Source organism: Flavobacterium sp. LK-23 (genome assembly GCF_058135255.1).
On sequence record NZ_JBYUVT010000001.1, the window covers coordinates 759,354 to 776,811 of the forward strand.

The following is a 17,458-nucleotide window of genomic DNA, read 5'->3' on the forward strand; positions in this document are numbered from 1 at the left end:
TATCTGTATTAATATTTCTTCTATGCTATTTTATCTACAATTAATAACTTCTGCTTTCTATAAAAAGCCTTAAAAAATTGTAGCAAAATATAAATAAAAACAAATAAGAAAGGAAAAAACAGTTTCTTTTTTCCGTAAAGGATACCTTCTTTTTCAATGTTTAATGTTGTACTAATATCTTTTATAATTTTATCGTAGCCTATTAATTCAATTCTATGATTTCCTTGTTCTCTAACTAAATCCCCTTTTGTTTTAATAACATCGTTAAGCTGGCTATTCTCATTATAATAAACTAGTTTGTCACTTTTTTGAGAGTTATTTGCTTTGCTAGAAAATTCATTCAATATGCCTTCAATCTGAGAAATTGTCACATCATTTTGCTCCATTTTCGCTTTAACATTAGCTAATTGCACCTCCTGAATTTTTTTATAAAACTCTGTTTGATTTAAAAAACTCAAAAATGGTTCTGTCCCTTTTTTATCATCAAGTAATCCATCTGTCATAATTGAAATTCTGTGATATCGGTAATTTTTACTGGTTAGATTATCCTCTATAATTTTTTTGACATCGCCATTATCTGACATCAATTTTATTAATTCAAAATTCTCGGGTTTATTTTCAATTAATTTATAGATATCGGTTATAGGCTTTATTTCAATAGATTTAAGGTTTTTAGGATATTGAATTCCAACAGTATTTTTTAAAAATAGCGTATCGCCTTCATTAATTTTAGAGTCAATTAAATTAATTTTTGAATATAAATAATCAGTACTCTCAAAATTTGGAGCTACAATAATTTCATGCGTATATTTTCTTTGAGTAATGTCTAGAAATAGTCCTATACCGAATCCTAGCAAAACTAAAACCAAAACAATTACCCAATTTTTTATAAAAAACTGAATTCCTTTAAAAATAGAAGTATTAATTCTAGCAAAAAAACTATTAACCTTCTTTGAAATCAGAACTAAATCAATCTCTTGATCTTCTGCATTTTGCGGTACTTTTGTACTCATTTAAAAGCGCTATTATAAATTGAAAATCTGTTCTAAAATTTTAATGGTAATCAAATAAGTTGGTTTTACACCTGTTGTTCCTAATCCGCCTGAAGCCAACGTGCTTCCTGTTTCTAAAGGATTATCTGAAGCATAATACGCATAACGAACTTTAATATCGTGCGGTACACTTTTTCTAATTTTTGATGCCGACTGAATTGCTTTTTGGTAGTAAGAACCTTCCATTTCTAGACCAATTACGCCCCAAGTCGATTCGTGGAAAAATTTCAATAAATCTCTATTTTGCAATGATGTTCCTAAAACGGTAACCATCGCTCCTTCATAAATATCAATATCATTTCCTTCGAACATTGCTCCAGTAAGTTCATTTTCAAAGAAATAATTATCAGCCGTTCCTTCGTTAATATGTGCAGATGGAATCATGATGTCTCCTTTTCCACCTTCCAAAATTCCAGCTTTACCCATGATAGAAACCGATTTTACATTTAGTAAAGTTTCTTTTTTATATGGTTTTAAAAGTTCGTCGATAGTCTCGTAAGCTTGTTCGCCAAAAGCATAATCCATTACGATAATTACTGGTTTATCTTCCCCAACATTAGCGTGAGAAAAGGCTGTTTTTGACCAGTCAATTTTAGCGGTATCAAAAATTTGAACATCGATATTGGTTCCTGAGCAATCTGGCAATGAAATCATTCCGTTTTTTAAAGCCAAATCTTCTACTTGAGATCTAATTTCTTTTGAACCAGAACCGCTTAATTCTTCATAAATAAAGAAATCTGTTTTTCCTTTGTATTTTGTTTTTAACAATGGCGTTGCAAAAATCGAATTCATTACACTGTGCATGTTAGCGCTAATGACGTGAATTGGTCTTTTTAGCAAATCATTTGCTTTAAGAACTTCTTTGATATTTGTTGCCCAAATTTCTCCGTGAATATGGTGTCCCAGACGCTCACGTAAAACGGGGCTAAAAGTAATTGTACGTTTATTATTTTCAACAATTTCTTCGATTGCTAATTTTCCTAACCAATAAATAACGTGCAAGAAGCGATCTGGCGCAGTTTCTGAACCAAATGCGTCGTAAATGTCTAAAACCTCCTCAAAAGTTCTCGCCAAAATATTCGCAACATGAGAAATCGCTTTTTCTTTTTCTACCAAAGTAAGCTTTTTGGTCTGCATAACAGCTTGTTCCAGTTTCTGCCAATCGCGAGAAACCTCTCCTCCATCGTCTATTAAAACTCTATTTTTAATTTTATGAGATTCAATGAAAATGAAAGTCAAGTGGGTTAGAATATCGTAAATATCTGAACGTCCGCGCGTGATTTCAACATTCATTTGCTCTTCATCGATTCTATAGCAGTTTCTTCTTCTTTTTGGAGGAACAATTGCCTGGAAATGTGATTTAGAGTATCCTTCGTCTGAAGTCAAATTGATAAAACGGCATTGCTCAATTCCTATCGGAAGACGCTCAATAACGTACAGAAGTCCGTTAAGTTCTACTTTTTCTTCGGCAATATTCCCGTAAATCTCAGGACGTAATGCTAATAATGATTCTCTTAAACTATCGCCCGAAACTCCCATTGGTTTGTAAAAACCACGGTTGAATAAATGGCGCATTGTAATGTACATTTTTTCTATCGCCGCAGAAGATTCCTGCGCTCTAGATCTTGATATATGTTTAGTTTCTTTCATGCTTTTTTATTTTAGAATGATCTTCTTGAGAAGATAATTCAAGTATTTCGATAAACGAAAGTAGGAAATATTAATATTATTCCAATTTAAATCTAAAAATGTGATTTAATTATAACGTTTATTTTAAACTGAGATTTACAATTTGGACAACTTCACATTCTGCTACTTTATGCGGTCCTTCCATAAAAAAACCTTTTAAACCAATTTTAATTTGTTCTTTATGTAAAACTTGATTTGCTTCGTTTATAATCCACATTTTTGCTTTTCCAGAAGTCGAAACTCGTAATGATTTATCTAAAATAATATTATCGTCATTATCTAAAAATTCAGGCCAAATCATCCATAATTTTTTTGCTTTTTCATCTTCAGAATACATAAAATCAGAACGATACCCTTGTATTGGATTTCCTGTTTTTCGACCTCCTTCATCTGGTGTAAAAAATCTATAGGTAACTATAAAATCACATTCTCGATTTTTAATTTGTTCGTAAGGTATATGAACATCCATTATTTATATTTTTCAAAATCAACCTCTACTTTTTGAAAGTGTTCATTTGTATCTAAAAGTAAATCTATTTTAATGATACATTCCTGATTGTCATCTGCCATTATAAAAGCAAAATCCCAAATATCTTTTGAAATGGAAAATGAACCAATGTCTGAATTGACTTCCATTAAAATTTCATCATTCATCCAAAGATCATTAATTTTATTATTAACTTTTGGATTAATTACTGCAATTGCATCTAATAATTCAACCAAAAAGGTTTCATATTCTGCACCTCTAAAAATCTCAATTAATAAATTTTTAGATTTATACCCTGGTCTAAATTTATATTCATATTTCATTATAAATTTTTATATTACTTCAAATTATCAGCAATATCTCTATTATTTGATAATCTAGGAAGTTTATTTTGCCCGCCCAGTTTTCCTTGCGATTTCATGTAATCTTGAAATCCATTTTTAGAAACTTTTGTGATCACTACTTTTCGTAAAACGTTTCCGGTAATTAAATCATCGTAATAAATGTTTTGCTTACGCATTGAATTGTCAATCGTTTCTGCAAAAATTTCCATGTCTTCGGGCTCTTTTTCAAATTCTATTAGCCATTCATGATAAGGTAATCCGCTTGCAGGCGTTATTTGTGGTGCAACGGTAAATTCGTTAATCACAATATTAGTAGAATTTACGGCTTCTTTCATCGCATTTTCGACCTCATTGGCAATTACGTGTTCACCAAAAGCCGAAATATAATGTTTAATACGTCCAGAAACTATAACACGATGCGGAGCCAAAGAGGTAAATTGAATAGTATCTCCAATATTATAACGCCAAAGTCCTGCATTGGTCGAAATAATCAAAACGTAGTTTACTCCTACCTCAACTTCACCAATTGTATATACTTTCGGATTTTCGTTAAAGAATTCGTCTGCTTTTATAAACTCGTAAAAAATACCAGAATTCAAAAGCAGCAACATTCCTTTTTCTTTCTGAGAATCTTGATAGGCAAAAAATCCTTCAGAAGCAGGAAACAATTCGATACTATCAACTTTTCGGCCAATCATGTTTTCAAATTTGGCACGATAAGGTTCGTAATTTACGCCTCCGTAAATAAACAGATTAAAGTTTTTGAAGATCTCGCCAATCTTTTTTCCCCCGCTTTTTTGCTGTAAACGTTCAAAATACATCTGCACCCAAGACGGAATTCCAGAAATCACCGACATATTTTCTTTGATTGTTTCATCGGCAATTGCATTTACTTTGGTTTCCCAATCTTCAATACAATTGGTTTCCCAAGATGGCATTCTGTTTTTCTGTAAATATTTAGGAACAAAGTGTGCTACAATTCCAGAAAGTCTTCCAAATTTGATTCCGTATTTTTCGGTTAGAATTGGGCTTCCCTGCAAAAAAATCATTTTTCCGTCAATAAAATCAGCATTTCCAGTTTCATGAATATAATGCAGAATCGCATTTCGAGCCGCTTCTATATGATAAGGCATCGATTCTTTGGTTAGCGGAATAAATTTTGCTCCCGAAGTTGTTCCCGAAGTTTTAGCAAAATACAATGGTTTTCCTTTCCATAAAATATCCGATTCGCCTTTTACAACCTTTTCAACATAGGGTTTTAAATCTTCATAATCTCTTACAGGAACGCGTTTCTGAAAATCCTCAAAGTTTTTTATCTGATCAAAATGATGATCTTTTCCAAATGCAGTACTTTTTGCATTCTCTATCAAACTTTTAAAAACCCTTTGTTGGGTTTCAACTGGTTTTTCAGTCCATTTAAGCGTTTGTTTATATATTTTTCGAGCAAAAATTTTTGCCGCAATTGACTTAATTAACATTTTCAGTGGTATTATTTTTTGTCACTTTTCTTTTTGTCTTGAGATTTTGTCTTTAGCTCTTTTTCTGTTTCGGCTACGTCTTCTCTTAGTTTTATTTCTGCATCAGATGCTTTCATATTTAAATCTGAAGCATCTTCAACAGATTCTGCTAAGATAGAATCTTTATTAAATTTTGAATAATCTAATTCCCCTTTTAAAACTTTCTGAATCCCTTTTATATAAGCCTCATTTTGTTTTAAAGCCGTTTCTAAAGAATCTGATTTAATAGCCAGTTTCGTAGCATTTCGTTTTAATTCTGTCGAAGAATATCCAGGAATAAATTCACGAAGTGGGGTAAATGCAATAATGAAAGTTGTAACCAAAATTAGAAATATTCCGCCTAAAGTAAACGTTACAAACACATTCATTAAAGTAAGCTTAAAAGAAAAGATCTCTTCAAAAGTGTCTTCATTTAAAATTACTAATCGGTTTTTAATGAATAGTTTTTTCCTAAAATTCTTTTTCTTATTCTTAGTCATTCTGCTTCTTTATGCTAGCAAATATAGTAATTAATCGTCATGATATTTGTTCTAAAAATTTCATGAAGAGCTATAATTTACGATTTTATAAAATATTTAACGCGGTCTAATCGAAATATTTTAAACTAAAAATACTTCTATTTCGTATATTTCTATATACCTTTGCGGAATAATTAAGATAAACAATTTGCTTCGGCATTAAATATATTAGTCATGGGAAGATTAGGTCTTACAGAAATCCTTGTTATCGTAGGTATTGTGATATTACTTTTTGGAGGTAAAAAAATTCCAGAATTAATGAAAGGTTTAGGAAGTGGAATTAAGGAATTTAAAAACGCTGCTAAAGACGATCAACCTGCTGCTTCTAAAAAACAAGAAGAAGAAACGAAATAATAAATTCGAAAAAATTATTAAATCCCAAATTACAAATGTAGTTTGGGATTTTTTTTATATCTAAAAATTCTTACTTTTAGAGTCCCAAATTTTTACATATGAAAAACTTAATTTTAGTGATGGCTTTTCTGCTCACAGCAGAAAGTTGGTCGCAAACTCAACCCTTTCCCGCCAATAAGGTGTACGGAAACGGAATTATGGCAGTATCCAAAAACAGTCAGGATGCACAAGAAAGTTACGACACTTGGAAAATCAATTTTGTCGAAACCTGTAACAATGGCCGGTACAGGGTAAAATTTGACAATCCAGGTGAAACCGTTTCTGAAGGTATTGCATACGGAATGCTCCTTTCTGCTTATATGGCCGATAAAATACTCTTTGACGGTTTCTGGCTTTACTACAAAGACCATGTGAATGGAAATGGCGTTATGAATTGGAAAATAAACGGATGCTCAGGAACAGCAGGTGCAAACGGAGCTACAGATGCCGAACTAGATGCAGCATTTGCTTTAATTGTTGCCGATTATCAATGGGCAAGTTCTGGAAGCATCAATTACAAAAGTGATGCAAAAGCGCTTATTGCAGCAATTAAAAATTATGAAATTGAAGCCAATACTTTTGTTTTAAAACCTGGAGATCAATTCGGCGGAAGCCAAATTACCAACATATCCTACTTCTCTCCTGCTTATTACCGAGCTTTTGGTGTTTTTACAAACGATGTAGTTTTTTGGAATCAGGTTGCTGCTAAAGCTTATACGGTTATCAACAATAATTTGACGCAAAATAACGCCGTTGGCGGTTTAGTATCTGATTGGTGCGAAGCTTCTGGGGCATATTCTTATGTTGCTGTAATTAATCGTTATAATCGAGAAGGAAAAACCTATACTTATGATGCCGCTAGAACTCCTTGGAGAATTGCCGTTGATTATCTTTGGTATGGAACTCCAGATGCCAAAACCTATTCTAAAAAATCATCCGACTTTGTTCGCGTTAATCTAGGAGGTTCTGCAAACATCAAAGACGGTTACAATCAAAATGGAAACGTAATCGGACAATGGCATAATGCTACGTTTGTGGGCGCTTTTGCCTGCGCGGCCATGGCTGGTGAAGATCAGGCGCATTTAAATGCTTCTTATAATGATCTTAAAAACCTCAACGAGCCAAATAGTTATTTCAATCATACCCTTAAAACATTATATTCCCTATTACTAACAGGTAATTTCTATTTACCACTAAACGCCACATTATCTAATGATACTTTCGATCTTGAAAAATCTACAGTTACGCTTTACCCCAATCCGAGTGCTGATCGAATCACAATTAACGCGCCTGGGCAATCTACTATCTCGATAATTTCTTCTTCTGGAAGTATCATTCATCAGCAAAAAACAACTTCAGAATTGACAGAAATAAATTTAGCTAACCAATCAAGAGGTGTTTATTTTGTAAAAATATCAAATGCAGATTTTAAAAGCATTACCAAAAAAGTGATTTTGAAATAACTCTAAATCAAAAACTCCCAAATTACGATTGCAATTTGGGAGTTTTTTTATTTATAAATTTCGTTAAATATTCTTGAGAGAAAATTTCTATATATTTGATTAAAATTTTTTTATATGAAAAAAACTCTACTTTTTTTACTTTTCTTTTTAAGGTTTATTTCTTTATCCGCTCAAAATCCAGCTGAAATTGAACACAATTTCGGAACAATTCCTGGATTTGATGACGAAGTAAAATGTATACTAATTCAATCTGATGGAAAAATAATTATGGCTGGAAAATTTTCTAGCTATAACGGAAACTCCAACATCAAACAAATAGTTCGTTTAAATCCTGATGGAAGTATTGATTATTCTTTTAATTATATTAGAGAGGGTGAATATTATGAAATATTGTCTATTGCATTACAATCTGATGGAAAGATACTTGTGGGAGGTACAAATTATCTCGCAGAAAAACGATTAATTCGTTTAAATGTTGATGGCAGTAAAGATAACACTTTTGACGTAGGATCTAATTTTATTGTAAAAAATAGGGTAAGTTCTATAAGCATACAACCAGATGGTAAAATACTAGCAGCTGGTGATTATTTAATAGCACGTTTAAATTCGGATGGAAGTAATGATGCCTCTTTTAATTTAGGAACTGGTTTTGATAACAAAATTTCATCTATAGCTCTACAACAAGATGGAAAAATAGTTGCAGGAGGATCGTTTAATAAATTTAAAGGAATTAATCAAAATTATTTAATTCGTCTAAATTCGGATGGAAGTAAAGATAGTACATTTGATATTGGAACTGGATTCACTGGTTTCGTTAATACTATTATTATTCAACCAGATGGAAGAATAATAGTAGGAGGTCGTTTTGGCACTTATCAAGGAAGTTCTCAAAATCGTTTGATTCGCCTAAATACAAATGGAAGTAAAGATTCCTCTTTTGTTGTTGATAATTATAGAGATGTAAACGATTCTACAGGTGTAACTTCTTTGGCGCTACAGTCAAATGGCAAAATAGTTGTTGGCTACGGGGGTAGTGGTAACTCCGATAAATCAGCAGTTTTGCAATATTTAAACCCAGATGGAACGAAAGATCAAAATTTTATTGGAACTAGATTCAACCATGATATTTATTCTGTAGCTATTTTAAATGATGGAAAAATATTGGTTGGAGGTAAATTTAGAGGTTGGCGAAACAATATTCAGTACTATAATATTCAATATTATATGGTTTGTTTAAATGCTGATGCAACCAAAGATATGACATTCAATAAAGAAACTGGTTTTGACGGTATAATATTATGTTCTGCTTTGCAAAAAGATGGTAAAATTTTGGTTGGTGGTTATTTCAATAATTATAAAGGAATTCTACAAAGAAATTTGATTCGTTTAAATTCTGATGGAAGTATTGATAATTCTTTTAATTTGCAATATAAATTCAATAATTCAATTACTTCTATAATCTTACAACCAGATGGGAAAATATTAGTAATGGGTTCATTCACGTACTATGATAACAATAACTATAATACCTCTAAACAGTATCTCATACGTTTAAATCCTAATGGATCATTAGACACTTCTTTTGCTAAGAGATTTGATTATGAAGTTAGCGCAATAGCTTTACAAGCTGATGGAAAAATATTAGTTCATACATATCAAGATAATTTTCCTAACCTCCCAAAAAACAAATTATATCGATTAAATCAAGATGGAACTCAAGATCAATCTTTCTTAACAGGGACAGATTTTAACAATGTAGCCTATAGTATTGTTGAACAGTCAGATGGAAAAATACTTGTAGGAGGTCAATTTACTTCTTTTCAAGGAACTACTCAAAATCGTTTAATTCGTTTAAATACTGATGGAAGTAAAGATAATTCGTTTAATATAGGAACAGGATTTGATGCCAGCGTTAGATGTATAACTTTACAAGATGATGGAAAAATTTTAGTTGGCGGTGATTTTGACAATTTTAAAGAGATTCCTCAAGTAAATTTGATCCGATTAAATAAAGATGGAAGTAAAGATGAATCATTTGATTTGGGAATTGGTTTTGGACATTTACCCAGATCAAGTTACAGCTTGGGTGTTAAATCAATAGTTTTACAAAAAGATAAAAAGATAATTGTTGGAGGAGAATTTCAATCTTATAAAGAAAGTGTTCAAAATCGCTTAATTCTTTTAAATACTGATGGAAGTAAAGATAATTCCTTTGATATAGGGACGGGATTTAACGCTCCTATCGAGACTATAGCATTATACTCAGATGGAAAAATATTACTGGGAGGATGGTTTTTATCTTATAAAGACCAGCTTTCTTCAAATTTAATTCGTTTAAAAGGAACTGAGGTTGTTTTATCAAACGAAGATTTCATTAAAGAAAACAAATTTTTTTCTGTATGGCCAAATCCAGTAAAAAATACATTAAATATCAATTCATTAAACGAATCTAATTACTCCGTAAAAATTTATGATTTGTTAGGAAGATTGATTTACACAAAAGAAAATGTAAATACTTCAATAGACGTAAGTTCTTTTACATCAGGTTTGTATTTAATTAAAATTAAAGCCGAAAACGGAGAAGCTTCGCAAAAGTTCATAAAAATATAATCGATTGATTTCTAAATAAAAATGCCCAAATTACGAATTGTAATTTGGGCGTTTTTTTTAAAAGGTAATACTATTTTTTATTTACACTTATTTTTATCAAAAATAGATGTAATCTGGTTTAATACTTTGTCTAGCTCAAATGTTTCCTTTTCAATTGCTTTGCTTATTTTGGTACAATCTGCAAATTCCTGCTTGGCCATTTTTTTCATGGTCGCATCTGTTCCGTATGATTTTACTACATTTCCCATTGTGTTATAGCCAAAAACCAAATGGTCTGTTTCTTTTTTTCCAAAAAAATAAGACGAACTAGGTGACCTGAAAGTATTTCTTCTGGCATCTCCCTTATCAAAAATTTTACCTATTTTAAATTCTTTGACATACACAATTTCAAACCAATGTTTCTTTTTTGAATTAGAAAATTTTCCTGAAAAAATATTGGCACTGGTTAAATAAAGATATTCCATTGTAAATATACCGCCTGATTCACCAGTGTATACTATTTTAGTAAGCTCTTTGCTTGGTATTTTTTCAGTATCTGAATCTTCATTCGCTTTAAAAGTTACTTTAGAATCATCATCATCAACTAGTTTTGCTAGACCTGTTTTTTGAGTTCCATCTGCTAAATACAAAACTGCTTTAAGAAATTTTGCTTGTCCTACAGTAGAACATAATAAAGCTATTAGAATTAAAAAGTTTTTTTTCATAAGTATTTTTGGGGTTTTAATTTCGGGCAAATATAGTAGTATAGGTAAGAATTATTTTAAAAAATAAGCCTAACCACTAATATTCAATCTTAAATCAAGCTTAGTTTACTCATTATCAAAGATTTTAAAACATATAAAAATGACTTACAAAATTTAAACTGAAACTGATTTAAACTAAAAACGCCCAAACTTCAAAAAGTTTGAGCGTATTATTTTGTTTCCTAATTAAAAAATAGAATTTTATAAAATCATCGTCAGCTGAATACGTTTTCTATCTTCATCAACCTCAGTAACTTTTACATCGACATGCTGATGCAGTTTCACCACTTCATTTACATCGCTTACAAACCCCGCTTTTAACTGCGAAATATGAACCAATCCGCTTTCTTTGATTCCGATATCAACAAAACATCCGAAGTTGGTGATGTTATTAACAATTCCTGGAAGAATCATCCCTGTTTTCACATCTTTGATCGATTTTACGTTGGCATCAAATTCAAAAACCTTAGCCGACTTTCTTGGATCCAATCCCGGCTTTTCAAGCTCTTTTATGATATCTTTCAGTGTAAGTAAACCTATTTCTGGTGTTACATACTTTTCAGGCTTAATAAGCGCTGTTTTCTCTTTATTTGCAATTAATTCATTCAAGGAAATATTCAAATCCTTCGCCATCTTTTCAACAACCGGATAAGCTTCTGGATGCACCGCCGAATTATCCAGCGGATTTTTAGCATTTGTAATTCTAATAAACGCTGCTCCTTGCTGATAGGCTTTATCTCCCAAACGTGGCACTTTTTTCAACTGTTTTCTATCTTCAAAAGGTCCGTTTTCAGAACGATATTGTACAATGTTTTCAGCCAGCTTCTCCCCGATTCCACTCACATAACTTAATAAGTGTTTACTTGCCGTGTTGATGTTAATTCCAACCGAGTTTACACAACGAATAACCGTATTATCTAATTCTTCTTTTAATTTAGTTTGGTCAACATCGTGCTGATACTGTCCTACTCCAATCGCTTTCGGGTCGATTTTTACCAATTCGGCCAACGGATCTGAAAGCCTTCTTCCGATGGAAACTGATCCACGTACCGTTACATCATAATTAGGAAATTCTTCTCTCGCAATTTTGGAAGCCGAATATACTGAAGCTCCAGCCTCAGAAACTATAAATACCTGAACTGGTTTGTCGAACGCGATTTTTTTGATGAAAAATTCAGTTTCTCTCGAAGCCGTTCCATTTCCAATAGAAATCGCATCAATTTGATACGCATTAACCATCGAACGGATTTTTTTTATTGCCATCGATTCCTCATTTTGAGGCGCATGCGGATAAATGGTTTCATTGTACAATAAATCTCCTTTTTCATCCAGACAAACGACTTTACAACCGCTTCTAAATCCAGGATCGATTGCCAGAATACGTTTTTCTCCCAACGGTGGAGCCAATAATAACTGTCCTAAATTGTTGGCAAAAACCTGAATTGAGTTGGCATCGGCTTTTGCTTTTGCTTCTTGCAGGGTTTCATTTCCAATTGCCGGATTCAATAAACGTTTATAACTATCCTCAATTGCTAATTGCAAATGAGCTGTTGAATTATTTTGTTTTTTAATGATGATTTCGTCAATAACATCGTACGCATCGTCAATATCTACATCAATTTTCATTTTGATAAAACCTTCATTTTCTGCACGAAGCATTGCTAATAATCGGTGAGCTGGAGCTTTTGTCAAAGGTTCTTCCCAATCAAAATATTGGTTGAATTTCTGTGCTCCTTCTTCTTCCGCTTTCTTTTTAACCACTTTTGTAGTAATCGTAGCTTTTCGCTGAAATAATCTACGAAGCTGTTTACGAACGTAGATGTTCTCGTTGATCCATTCGGCTACAATATCTCTTGCACCTTGAATAGCGGCCTCTTCGTTAATAACATTTTCATTAATGTACTGTGTTGAAATAAAATCAATATCAGCATCACTTTCAGATATAATCAATTTCGCCAAAGGTTCCAAACCGAATTCGCGCGCAACATCGGCTTTTGTTTTTTTCTTCTTTTTGTATGGAAGGTAAAAATCTTCGATTTCTTGCAAATCAAAACTGTCTTCAATTTTTTTCTTCAAATCTGGTGTAAGTGCTTTTTGTTCTTCAATAGATTTTAAAACGGCTTCTTTACGTTTTATAAGTGTGTCATAATCTTTTTGAAGTTTTGCAATCTGCTCAATTACAGTTTCATCAAGATTTCCGGTAGCATCTTTTCGGTAACGCGAAATAAACGGAATCGTACAGTCTTCTTCTAATAATTTTACTGTGTTTTGAATACTAACTGCTGGCGCCTGCACAGACTTGGCAATGAATTGAATATTAGTCATACTTTTAATGAAATGATTTTCTTACTTAAAATAGTGTAATTTACTTGTTAAAACATTTCTGCAAAATAGTAAATCATTTGGCTAAAATAATATCTTTGTTTCTAATTTTAAACCAATGGAAGTTTTATTACTATATTTTTTATTTATAAATGTTCTTGTTTTTATTTTCGCTGGATATGACAAATCTCAAGCTCGAAAAAACAACCGAAGAATTCCTGAAAAAACCTTGTTTCTGATGGCTTTAATTGGAGGTTCACCCGGATTATTAACAGCAATGTTACTATTTAGACATAAAACGAGTAAAACTTCTTTTATTGTGAAGTTTGTTTTGATTTTAGTAATTCAAGCATCACTTATAATTGCCTTTCTGAATTACAAAAAGTAGATATTAACATTGTTGATAACTCAAAAAATAGTCTTTTTACAAAAGTTTAAATAACTGAATTATAATTACTTAAATAAAAAACCGGGCAAATTAAAAAATCGGCCCGGTGTGTTTATTACTAGGTGCGAAGCACCGAATTTTTTTTGACTTTTTATGCACAAGCAATTTTATTCACTCTATTTTGGTGTCTGCCACCTTCAAAAGCGGTATCAAGGAAAGTTTCAACGATTTCAACAGCCTGATGAATTGAAGTAAATCTTGCTGGAATACTCACAATATTTGCATCATTATGTAAACGAGTTAAATAGGCAATTTCTTTAGTCCAGCATAAACCAGCTCTTACTTTAGGGTGTTTATTAACAGTCATTGCAATTCCGTTCCCGCTTCCGCAGATAACGATTCCAAAATCAGCTTTTCCTTCAGATACATCATTTGCCACCGGATGTCCAAAATCAGGATAATCAACAGAAGCATCAGTATCTGTACCATAGTTAGTTACTTCATATCCTCTAGCATTCAGCATTTCAACAATTGCTTTTTTATATTCTGGTCCTGCGTGGTCGTTTCCTATCGAAATTTTCATTTTTCTATACTATTAAGTTGTGTTATGCAAATTTACTCAATTAATAAATGGTTGCTACGAATTACACCAATTTTCACAAATTATTTTCTTTTTCAATACTATATAAACATTCCAATATAAGTTCCTGCACTTTCGTGTAATTCGTTTCAAAAAAACAAGAATCACAACTATCTTACTGTCAAAACCTTATAGGTTATTAACAATTTTGATAACTCTATAACTATCTCATAATCAATGAAGAATAAACAGAATATTTGTTAAAATTTTGAGGTGTTAATAGGAGTTTGTAATTGCTTGATATTCAATTAACTTTAAGTTAACAGAAAATGTTAATAAGTTCGAAAAGAAAATTAGAAGTTTTTTTTGGTTGTTTCAAAAAAATACCTAATCCAAAACTTGATTTTAATATGCAAGAAAAGTTTCGTGAATTTTTGGAAAAGTTATCAATATCAAAAATACCATTTTCAACAGAAATCAACATATCAACTTATCTACAAAATCAATTCAAATTTGGTTGTCAACCGTTGTTAATTAAAATACAAAAAGTCTTATAAATTAATCATTTAACTAAAAATAACTATGTTGATAACTCAAAATAACTAAGAGAAACTTCATTTCAATACTTTTAAAAATAAATTTATTCGACATATTAACACACTATAATAACCAACAAATTTTTTTAAATTTTTAAAAATCTTTTTTGTTGTATTTAATATATGTTGAAAACTAAAAAAGTTGAAAAGGAAAAAAAATTTTTGATGAATTGAATTTTACTCTTTTTTTGAGTTTGTTTGAATTTGTTTCAGACAATTTTGAGAGGATTGTTGAGATTGTCCAGAATTTGTTGGACTTCTTCGAAATCGTTTGGATGAACTTTGAGTTTGATGCCACCGAGTGCGTTGGAGTAAAACGGCATGACAGAGAGTGTCATTTCGTTTTCGAAAAAATAAGGAATTCCTTCTTGCTCTAGTAAGTGTTTGAGAACTACGGTTTCGTGCAGATAATTGAATACGGCAATCGTTTTGAAGCTTTCCATTTTAGGTCTTTTTGTAAATGTACGAAAAGTTATAATTTTAATAATTCTATTTGTTAAAATCTGTAATCTGATTTCTTATTCGTAATTTTAAACCTTATTAGAAAAGATATATGAGTAAGAAAATTAGAAAGCCGATAAAAAAAGAGAAAGATTTCTCTGGGAAGATCCTGAAGATTTTATCGCAAAATGCCAATAAGCCATTCAATTACAAACAGATAGGAGCAAAGCTAGAATTAGATGATACAAATAGTAGAAATCAAATTATAAAAGAACTAAAGATTCTTGCTGCTCAAAAGAAAATTATAGAAACAGAACCTGGAAAATACTTGATTAAAGCAGTAAGCCAGGATTACTACGAAGGAACAATAGATATGACAAGCAGAAAAACGGCATATTTTATTTGTGATGAATTTGAAGAAGATGTTTTTATTCCGTCCAATAATTTGAATCGTGCATTAGATAAAGACAAAGTAAAAGTTTACGTTTATAACCGTAGAAAAGGAAAAAGACCTGAAGGTGAAGTAATTGAAGTGGTCGAAAGAGATAAAACAGAATTTGTTGGTGTAATTGATATGCAGCCAAATTTTGCTTTTGTTTCTACTGCAAATCCTAAAATGTATACCGATATTTTTATCCCTAAAGATAAAATTGGTGAAGCAGAAAATGGTGATGTTGTTTTAGTTAAGATTGAAGACTGGCCAAAAAGAGCCGATAGTCCGTTTGGATCTGTAATTAGAGTTTTAGGTAAACCTGGAGAACATAATACTGAAATCCATGCTATTTTAGCTGAATATGGCTTGCCAGCAGATTTTCCTGTTGAAGTAGAGGTGTTTGCACAAAAACTGGACACTTCGATTCAGGAATCTGAAATTGCAAAACGTCGTGATATGCGTGATACACTTACGTTTACGATTGACCCAAAAGATGCAAAAGATTTTGATGATGCCTTGTCTTTCAAAAAGTTAGAGAATGGAAACTTTGAAATTGGAATTCATATTGCCGATGTTTCGTATTATTTAGAAGAAGGAACAATCTTGGATGATGAAGCGTATCAAAGAGCTACTTCGGTTTATTTGGTCGATAGAGTAGTGCCAATGCTTCCAGAAGTATTGTCTAACTTTGCTTGTTCACTTCGTCCAAATGAAGAGAAATATACATTCTCTGCTGTATTTGAAATTTCGCCAACTTCGCAAGTTATTAACCAATGGTTTGGAAGAACAGTAATTTATTCTGATCAGCGTTTTGCTTACGAAGAGGCTCAGCATATTATTGAAACAAAAGGAAATAATACCATTCCAGTTGATATTTCTATTACCGGAGAATCGTATGTAGTTTCAGATGAAATTGTTGAAGCCACTTTAAAATTGGATGAATTAGCTAAGATTTTAAGAAAGAAAAGAATGCAGCAAGGCGCTATTTCTTTTGATAAAGTAGAAGTGAAATTTAATCTTAATGAAGAAGGAGAACCAGAAGGAGTATATTTTAAAGTATCAAAAGATGCCAATCATTTGATTGAAGAATTTATGCTTTTGGCTAATAGAAAAGTAGCAGAATATATTGGAAAACAAAAGAAAACCTTTGTTTACCGTATTCACGATGAACCAAACGAAGATAAACTGGTTGCCATGCAAACCGTAATTGCTAAGTTTGGTTATAAAATTGATTTTAGGACAAAAGGCGATATAGCAAAATCAATAAATGCTTTGATGGAAGAAGTAAATGGTAAGAAAGAACAAAATCTTATTGATACTCTTGCCATTAGAAGTATGAGCAAAGCCAAATATTCGACTGATAATATTGGTCATTATGGTTTAGCTTTTGATTATTATAGCCATTTTACATCGCCAATACGTCGTTATCCAGACGTTATGGTACACCGTTTGTTACAATACTATTTGGATGGAGGGGCTTCTGTAGATGAGGAAACTTACGAAACCAAATGTCTGCATTGTTCAAACATGGAAAGTTTAGCTACTAATGCTGAGCGAGATAGTATTAAATACATGCAGGTTAAATACATGCAAGATCATCAAGATGAAGAATTCCTTGGGGTTATTTCTGGTGTTACCGAATGGGGAATTTATGTTGAAATCGTTTCTAATAAATGTGAAGGAATGGTAAGAATCAGAGAAATAAAAGAGGATTACTATACTTTTGATGAGAGACAATATGCATTGGTTGGAGCAACTTCAAACCGTTTACTGCAGTTAGGAGACGAAATTTATGTGAAAGTAAAAAATGCCGATTTAGTTAAAAAACAACTTGATTTTCATTTTTTAAGAAGAGCAGAATAAATAATTAATTTAAAAATAA

At 31.7% G+C, this 17,458-nt stretch carries 15 protein-coding genes; 5 read left to right on the forward strand and 10 right to left on the reverse strand.

Going from position 1 to position 17,458, the window contains the following annotated elements:
- Positions 1–20: 20 nt before the first annotated feature.
- The 6 genes from AC3Y25_RS03315 to AC3Y25_RS03340 form a co-directional block, all read right to left on the reverse strand.
- Positions 21–1,013, reverse strand: coding sequence for a hypothetical protein (locus AC3Y25_RS03315; RefSeq protein ID WP_489901724.1), 993 nt, complete (start codon positions 1,011–1,013; stop codon positions 21–23).
- Between the two features lie 12 nt (positions 1,014–1,025).
- The gene (locus AC3Y25_RS03320; RefSeq protein WP_427875695.1) at positions 1,026–2,702 is read right to left on the reverse strand and encodes a DUF6909 family protein; all 1,677 of its coding nucleotides are present in this window, start codon (positions 2,700–2,702) and stop codon (positions 1,026–1,028) included.
- A 118-nt stretch (positions 2,703–2,820) separates the two neighbouring features.
- Positions 2,821–3,210, reverse strand: a complete 390-nt coding sequence (locus AC3Y25_RS03325) for a hypothetical protein (RefSeq protein ID WP_489901725.1) — start codon at positions 3,208–3,210, stop codon at positions 2,821–2,823.
- Complete coding sequence (locus AC3Y25_RS03330; protein WP_489901726.1) at positions 3,210–3,551, reverse strand: hypothetical protein; 342 nt, start codon at positions 3,549–3,551, stop codon at positions 3,210–3,212. Before AC3Y25_RS03330 ends, AC3Y25_RS03325 begins: the two co-directional genes overlap by 1 nt.
- A gap of 14 nt (positions 3,552–3,565) precedes the next feature.
- A complete protein-coding gene (locus tag AC3Y25_RS03335; RefSeq protein ID WP_489901727.1) occupies positions 3,566–5,050 on the reverse strand; it encodes a GH3 auxin-responsive promoter family protein in 1,485 nt (494 codons plus the stop codon).
- A gap of 11 nt (positions 5,051–5,061) precedes the next feature.
- Positions 5,062–5,568 carry a peptidase gene (locus AC3Y25_RS03340; RefSeq protein WP_427875693.1) on the reverse strand — a complete coding sequence of 169 codons (507 nt, stop codon included), beginning with the start codon at positions 5,566–5,568 and terminating at the stop codon, positions 5,062–5,064.
- A gap of 213 nt (positions 5,569–5,781) precedes the next feature.
- Between AC3Y25_RS03340 and AC3Y25_RS03345 the strand changes: the two genes are divergently transcribed.
- The 3 genes from AC3Y25_RS03345 (at position 5,782) to AC3Y25_RS03355 (ending at position 10,073) form a co-directional block, all read left to right on the forward strand.
- Positions 5,782–5,961 (forward strand): Sec-independent protein translocase subunit TatA/TatB, encoded by a 180-nt coding sequence (locus AC3Y25_RS03345; protein WP_008465789.1) that lies wholly within the window; start codon positions 5,782–5,784, stop codon positions 5,959–5,961.
- 98 nt (positions 5,962–6,059) lie between these two features.
- Positions 6,060–7,463 (forward strand): glycosyl hydrolase family 8, encoded by a 1,404-nt coding sequence (locus AC3Y25_RS03350; protein WP_489901728.1) that lies wholly within the window; start codon positions 6,060–6,062, stop codon positions 7,461–7,463.
- 114 nt (positions 7,464–7,577) lie between these two features.
- Positions 7,578–10,073, forward strand: a complete 2,496-nt coding sequence (locus AC3Y25_RS03355) for a T9SS type A sorting domain-containing protein (protein ID WP_489901729.1) — start codon at positions 7,578–7,580, stop codon at positions 10,071–10,073.
- A 77-nt stretch (positions 10,074–10,150) separates the two neighbouring features.
- On the opposite strand, the gene AC3Y25_RS03360 is transcribed toward AC3Y25_RS03355, so the two are convergent.
- Positions 10,151–10,777, reverse strand: coding sequence for a hypothetical protein (locus tag AC3Y25_RS03360; RefSeq protein ID WP_250834641.1), 627 nt, complete (start codon positions 10,775–10,777; stop codon positions 10,151–10,153).
- Positions 10,778–11,017: 240 nt separating this feature from the next.
- On the reverse strand, positions 11,018–13,141 hold the full coding sequence (locus AC3Y25_RS03365) for a Tex family protein (protein ID WP_489901730.1): 2,124 nt from the start codon (positions 13,139–13,141) through the stop codon (positions 11,018–11,020).
- Positions 13,142–13,256: 115 nt separating this feature from the next.
- On the opposite strand from AC3Y25_RS03365, the gene AC3Y25_RS03370 reads away from it, so the two are divergent.
- Positions 13,257–13,526 carry a DUF1294 domain-containing protein gene (locus AC3Y25_RS03370; protein ID WP_427875690.1) on the forward strand — a complete coding sequence of 90 codons (270 nt, stop codon included), beginning with the start codon at positions 13,257–13,259 and terminating at the stop codon, positions 13,524–13,526.
- Positions 13,527–13,677: 151 nt separating this feature from the next.
- Here AC3Y25_RS03370 and rpiB read toward each other — a convergent pair whose 3' ends face one another.
- Both rpiB and AC3Y25_RS03380 read right to left on the reverse strand, forming a co-directional pair.
- Positions 13,678–14,109 carry a ribose 5-phosphate isomerase B gene (rpiB, locus tag AC3Y25_RS03375; protein WP_427875689.1) on the reverse strand — a complete coding sequence of 144 codons (432 nt, stop codon included), beginning with the start codon at positions 14,107–14,109 and terminating at the stop codon, positions 13,678–13,680.
- A gap of 802 nt (positions 14,110–14,911) precedes the next feature.
- A complete protein-coding gene (locus AC3Y25_RS03380) occupies positions 14,912–15,145 on the reverse strand; it encodes a putative signal transducing protein (protein WP_111368335.1) in 234 nt (77 codons plus the stop codon).
- 110 nt (positions 15,146–15,255) lie between these two features.
- Here AC3Y25_RS03380 and rnr point away from each other — a divergent pair, with 110 nt between their 5' ends.
- Entirely contained in the window at positions 15,256–17,439 is a 2,184-nt protein-coding gene (gene rnr, locus AC3Y25_RS03385) for a ribonuclease R (RefSeq protein ID WP_427875688.1), read from the forward strand.
- The last annotated feature ends 19 nt before the right edge of the window (positions 17,440–17,458 follow it).